This is a genomic window from Streptomyces sp. NPDC059037 (assembly GCF_042740015.1).
Taxonomy (GTDB): domain Bacteria; phylum Actinomycetota; class Actinomycetes; order Streptomycetales; family Streptomycetaceae; genus Streptomyces.
Window position 1 is genome coordinate 16,107 of sequence record NZ_JBHYIG010000169.1, and the last position, 5,520, is coordinate 21,626.

The following is a 5,520-nucleotide window of genomic DNA, read 5'->3' on the forward strand; positions in this document are numbered from 1 at the left end:
GCCCCGGCGGGGTGGGGGCGCGTCGCGCGGGCCGGGGTCGCGCGGGCGGGGGCGCGGGGCTGGGCGGGGGGGCGCAACCCGTGTATGGGGGCCCACATTGACACCAATTCACCCCCGAAAACCCGTCACCGTCGTTCGCTCTTCAGCTTTCGGCGGGCACCGGCTCCGGCTCTGCCCCCGCCCCCGCCACCGGCTCAACCGCGTCCGCCGGTGTGCTCCGCCCCGGCAGTAGCTCCAGGACCGCCTGCCGGTGCGACTCGCTGGTCGCGTCGTCGTACGGGTCGGGTGTCGCCGGCACCTGGAGGCGGTGCACCGCGGCCGTGCCGAGCCGGGCGTAGCCACGGCCCGGCGGGACGTGGGCCGTGGGGGTCGTGTGCGGCGGTACGCCGAGGACGTCCTCGAGCTGGCCGGGCGTCGCAGGGCCGAGCACCACGCGCGCGCGGGTGTGCTGCCGTACGGAGTCGCTCAGCGCGTCCAGGCTGTCGAACTGGTCGGCCACGACGACCGTGACGGCGGCCGCCCTGCCGTGCCGCAGCGGTACCTGCAGCAGGGACTGCGGGTCCTGGTGTCCGTCGGCCGCCGCCAGGTGGCCGAGGACGCTGGGGCGGTCCAGGAGGATCCACAGGGGGCGCTTGGTGTCCTCCGGTGCCGGGTGGCCGGCCTGCCGGGCGCGGTTGGCGGAGATGAGGCGCCGCTCCGTCTCGTGTGCCGCCCACTCCAGGCTGGCCATGGACCCGGCGAGCCCGCACTCGACGGCAAGGACGCCGTCACGGCCGGTCAGGCAGGCGTAGTCGCCGGTGCCGCTGCCCTCGACGATCAGGACGTCGCCGTGCTGGAGCGCCTGCAGGGCGATGGACCGCAGCAGGCTTGTGGTGCCGCTGCCGGGCTGGCCGACCGCCAGTAGGTGCGGCTCGGTGGAACGGGGTCCTGTGCGCCAGACGACGGGGGGTACGTCGCGCTGGTCGTCGCCGTCGGCCACGGGCAGGGTGCGCTGGACTCCGGTGGGGTCGGTGAAGCCGAGCACGGTCTCGCCGGGGGCGGTGACGAATCGCTGGGCGGCGATGTCGGTGGGCAGCGGGGGCAGCACGTTCACCGTGAGCTGGTTGCCCTCCTCGTCCCACTCGAAGTGGTATTCGCGGCCGCGTCCCGACTTGGCGTGCAGGAGCTGCTCGATCCGTGCGCGGGACTCGGCCTCGCCGTCCGTGAAGTACGCCGGGTAGCGCACCACCAGATGCGAGACGCGCCCGGAGTCGTCGAACTCGTACGAGGTGAAGGCCTTGTCCCACTCGCCGCCGTGCGCGAAGAGCGGGGCCGGGTCCTCGGGGACGGAGAAGTACGGGACGAGTGCTTCGTAGAGGGACTGCAGCCGCTGGATCTGCGCCTCGTCGGGGCCGGTCGGCGCGGGCGCCGTGCGCTCCCGTCCTTTCCACGCGGCGGCCGCCATCAGGCAGATGGCGGCGAGCAGCGGACCGTACGGAATGAGCGCCACGACCAGAACCACGGAGGCCACGAGGAACAGCAGCGGTCCGCGCCGGTCCTTGGGTGTGTCGGCCCACTTGCGCCGCCCGGCTGAAGCCAGCCGGCGCAGTCCACGGGTGATCGTGATCAGCGGATGGAGGACGTCGGTGGCGCTGTCGGCGGCCGACCGTGCGAGCTCCCGGCTCCGGGCGATCGGGGCAGTGCCGTTGCTCAGAATGCGGGGGAGGGGGCGCCGGGCCACGTCAGTCTCCTGATGGTGCGAACGAAGTACTACGAGGGGCAGGGGGCGTCAGAACTTGATCCCGCCGAGAAGGCTCGCCAGGCTCGCACTGCCGGCCTTGATGCTCGGGGCGATGGCGGTCCCCGCCATGAAGAAGCCGAAGAGCGCGCAGACCACCGCGTGGGACGCCTTGAGGCCGTCCTTGCGGAAGAACAAGAAGACGATGATTCCGAGCAGCACGACGCCCGAGATGGAAAGGACCATGGGGGTTCTCCTGGTTGGTGGGGACAGTCACCATCAGTACTTCCAGGCTCACAGCATGTATCCATACGATAAAAGGTGCAAATGGGGGAATTCCGGGTAATTTCCCTCGAATGGCCGAGGGTTACTGGGCCACCCGTGCGCAGGTCGTGAGGTGTATGTGCCCCTTGTGATCTTTGCCGTGGGCGGGCCCGGTCATGTGCCCGGACGGGCAGTACCCTGTCGATTCACTCGTACGGCCGCACCGAGCGCCGTACGCCCCTCCGAATCACCCCGCAGTCGAAAGGCGGTCCGGTCCATGAGCGAAGCACCCGACCCGGAAGTCGTGGAGCTGGCGACCAAGATCTTCGATCTGGCGCGGCAGGGCGACACCGCGGCGCTCGCGGCGTACGTGGACGCGGGCGTTCCGGCCAACCTCACCAACGACAGCGGCGACTCGCTCGTGATGCTGGCCGCCTACCACGGGCACGCCGACGCGGTCCGTGCCCTCCTGGAGCGGGGCGCCGCGGCCAACCGCGCCAACGACCGGGGGCAGACGCCGCTCGCGGGCGCCGTCTTCAAGGGCGAGGACGCGGTGATCAGGGCGCTCCTCGACGGTGGTGCCGATCCGGCCGCGGGGACTCCTTCGGCGGTTGACACCGCCCGGATGTTTGCCAAGACGGAGCTGCTCGAGCTGTTCGGGGCGGCCTGAACGGGGTAGCTGACCAGCAACAACGGGGGCGCTGGAAATGTGGTCGCGGCGGGTTGAACCGCTGGGTCATCATGACGACGTGATTTACGGACGCGACGGCGGGGCAGGTGTTGCCGCACCGCGCGGACCGTGAGCGGCCCGCCCCCGGACCTCCCGTCCGGGATCCCTTCGGGCCACCGACGAGAGGCAGAGGAAGATGGTCTACAACAAGCAAGAGACGGCGGGCGGCCCGACCTGTTGGCGCACGGCCAGGTAATTCACGATTCCCGGTTGCGTCGACGCTTGATGTGAGGCTGTTTCCCATGTTCGATCCGGTCATAGCGCCCAGCGGTACGCTGCTCGGCCTGCTGCAGCGGGGCCGCGGCGACGGCACGCTGCACGCACTCACGGCACCCCGGTCCGAGGCGCTCGCCGCCCTCGACCACTGTGTGCTCCACGACCCCCGCCACGACTGGCAGGTGGAGAACCGCTCCCTGTACTTCGCCCGCCTCTACCTCGATCTGCGCGGCGAGATCAAGGGCATCGAGCGGCACCTGTTCGACCCCGAGGACGTCCTGGACACGGACGACTCACGCACCGGCCTCGCGCTCTCCGTCCTCGGCCACCTGGCCTCGTACGGCAGGCGTGACGCCCTGGAGCTGCTGCGCAGGTACGCGGCGTTCGGTGCCAACTGGGCGTGGGCCCTCGACGAGCTGGCGCTGCGGGACGACGACGCGGGCCTGCGCGCCCTTGCCGCCCCCGTGCTCGCCAGATTCCCCGCCGACGCGGAGGGCGAGGCCGAACTGGCCGCCGCCGTGCGCGACGCCTACGAACCGCGGCCCTGGCGGCTGTGGGAGGAGGACCCCCGCGCCGATGTCGGCGCCCGTGTGCGTGCCGCACGGGAACAGGGCTCCTTCGACCGCTGGCAGCGCCAGATGCGGCCCGCGGGGCCACGCCCCGGCTGGAGCGTCCAGGCCGTCTTCGACTGGGCGCAGGAGGGACTTGAGCGCGGCGCCGTCCTGCACGTGCCGGCCGCCCGCTGCCTGACCGCGGTCGCCGGACCCGACGACCGCGCCGAGATCCTCGAGGCCGCCCGCAACGGCTCCGACGGGGCGCGCGGCACCGCCTTGCGCTACTTGGCCGACGCCCATGACCCCGACGTCTTCGAGCTGATCGAGTACGCCGTCCAGAGCCCCTCCCCGGTCGTCGTGGACGCGGCGGCCGAGGCTTTCGAACGGATGCGCAGTGTCGCCGCCGTGGAGTGGGCCCGCCGCTGGGCGTACCGGCCCGACGCCCTGGGCGCCGCCGCCGGACGGGTGCTCGCCTGCAGAGGCGGCGCCCACGACAGCAAGCTGGTGCTCGCCGCGCTGCGGGAAGCGGTCCGCGGCGAAGGCCCGGACGCACCCACCCTGTGGACCCTCGTGGACGGAGCCGGACGGCTCGGCATCGCCTGCGCGGCCCCCGTCCTTCGCCACGTCTACCGCGAGACCGCCTCGTCCCATCTGCGCGGCCGCGCCGCCCGCGCGCTCGCCGCCACGGACCCCTCCTTCGCCGCCGGATTCGCCGTCGAATGCCTGTGGGACTGCGAGGAGTCCACCCGCGAGGTCGCCGCACGGCACGCCGAGACCGGTGACGCCCGCGTGGTCACCCAGCTCAGAAGGCTCGCCGCGGACCCCGCCGAAGAGGACGACGTACAGAGCGCGGTGCGCAGCAGAATCGACCCCGACGCGGCCGAGGTGTGACCCGGCGCTGAGCGGGGCGCGACCCCGGCCCCGAGAGGGGCGAGGTCCCGGCCCCGAGGCGGGCGTGGAGGGGAACGCTCATGGGACGTTCCCCGCCAGGAAAGATCCACGTTGACGTGCCCACGCCCCGCACGACGACAACACGGGTATGCGTGTCGTCATCGTCACCGAATCCTTCCCTCCCGACGTCAACGGTGTGGCGCACTGTGCGCTGCAGACCGCCCGGCAGCTCGTCGCCCGCGGTCACGACCCCCTCGTCATCGCCCCGGCCCCCGCGGCCGGGGCGGACGCCGATGAAAGCGCGCCCTGCCCCGTCGTCCGCGTGCCCTCCCTGCCGCTCCCCGGCTATCCGCAGGTCAGGGTGGCGCTGCCGAGCCGGCGGCTTTCCGCGGCGCTGAGCGCGCACCGGGCCGAACTCGTCCATCTCGCAAGCCCGTTCGTCCTCGGCGCGCGCGCCATGGCGGCCGCGACCCGGCAGGGCATTCCGGCCGTCGCCGTCTACCAGACGGACCTGGGCGGCTACGCCCGTACGTACATGGGCATGGGGGAGTCCACCGCCTGGCGGCGCATCCGCGCCGTGCACACGGCGGCCGACCGCACGCTCGCCCCGTCGTCGGCCGCCCTGCGCGACCTCGTGGCGCACGGCGTGCCACGGGTGCGGCTGTGGCCGCGCGGCGTGGACACCGCGCGCTTCAGGCCCTCCCTCCGGGACGCCGCGATACGTCGTGAACTCGCACCGAACGGTGAGCTGATCGTCGGCTACGTGGGCCGCCTCGCCCCCGAGAAGCAGGTGGAACTCCTTGCCGGAGCCTGCGGCCTCGAGGGCGTGCGCGTCGTCGTCGTGGGCGACGGGCCCAGCGAGGACTCCGTGCGGGCGGCGCTGCCGGGCGCGCTCCTTCTGGGGCGCCGCACCGGCGATGAACTCGCCAGGATCTTCGCCTCGTTGGACCTGTTCGTGCACACCGGGCCGTACGAGACGTTCTGCCAGACCGTGCAGGAGGCGATGGCCAGCGGAGTGCCGGTGGTCGCGCCCGCCGCGGGCGGACCGCTCGACCTCGTCATGCCGGGACGCACCGGCGTCCTCGTGCCGCCGCGGGACGCCCTCGCGGTGCGGGACGCGGTGTGGGCGCTCGCCGCCGATCCGGGGC

At 72.8% G+C, this 5,520-nt stretch carries 5 protein-coding genes; 3 read left to right on the forward strand and 2 right to left on the reverse strand.

What is annotated here, in order from left to right:
* Nucleotides 1–142: 142 nt before the first annotated feature.
* Both ACFWY6_RS29020 and ACFWY6_RS29025 read right to left on the reverse strand, forming a co-directional pair.
* Nucleotides 143–1,720: a hypothetical protein gene (locus ACFWY6_RS29020; protein WP_384696324.1), complete on the reverse strand. Its 1,578-nt coding sequence runs from the start codon at nt 1,718–1,720 to the stop codon at nt 143–145.
* A gap of 48 nt (nt 1,721–1,768) precedes the next feature.
* Nucleotides 1,769–1,963 carry a hypothetical protein gene (locus ACFWY6_RS29025; protein ID WP_030789254.1) on the reverse strand — a complete coding sequence of 65 codons (195 nt, stop codon included), beginning with the start codon at nt 1,961–1,963 and terminating at the stop codon, nt 1,769–1,771.
* A gap of 295 nt (nt 1,964–2,258) precedes the next feature.
* Here ACFWY6_RS29025 and ACFWY6_RS29030 point away from each other — a divergent pair, with 295 nt between their 5' ends.
* From ACFWY6_RS29030 to ACFWY6_RS29040, 3 genes are all read left to right on the forward strand, one after another.
* Nucleotides 2,259–2,651 (forward strand): ankyrin repeat domain-containing protein, encoded by a 393-nt coding sequence (locus ACFWY6_RS29030; RefSeq protein ID WP_384696328.1) that lies wholly within the window; start codon nt 2,259–2,261, stop codon nt 2,649–2,651.
* 302 nt (nt 2,652–2,953) lie between these two features.
* The gene (locus ACFWY6_RS29035) at nt 2,954–4,372 is read left to right on the forward strand and encodes a HEAT repeat domain-containing protein (RefSeq protein WP_384696331.1); all 1,419 of its coding nucleotides are present in this window, start codon (nt 2,954–2,956) and stop codon (nt 4,370–4,372) included.
* Between the two features lie 148 nt (nt 4,373–4,520).
* The coding region (locus ACFWY6_RS29040) for a glycosyltransferase family 4 protein (RefSeq protein WP_384696334.1) at nt 4,521–5,520 on the forward strand (1,000 nt) is incomplete at its 3' end.

Bases quoted from the DNA above. Each gene is read 5' to 3' on its own strand.
- ACFWY6_RS29025 (WP_030789254.1), bottom strand. From the start codon at position 1,963: ATGGTCCTTTCCATCTCGGGCGTCGTGCTGCTCGGAATCATCGTCTTC.
- ACFWY6_RS29030 (WP_384696328.1), top strand. From the start codon at position 2,259: ATGAGCGAAGCACCCGACCCGGAAGTCGTGGAGCTGGCGACCAAGATC.
- ACFWY6_RS29035 (WP_384696331.1), top strand. From the start codon at position 2,954: ATGTTCGATCCGGTCATAGCGCCCAGCGGTACGCTGCTCGGCCTGCTG.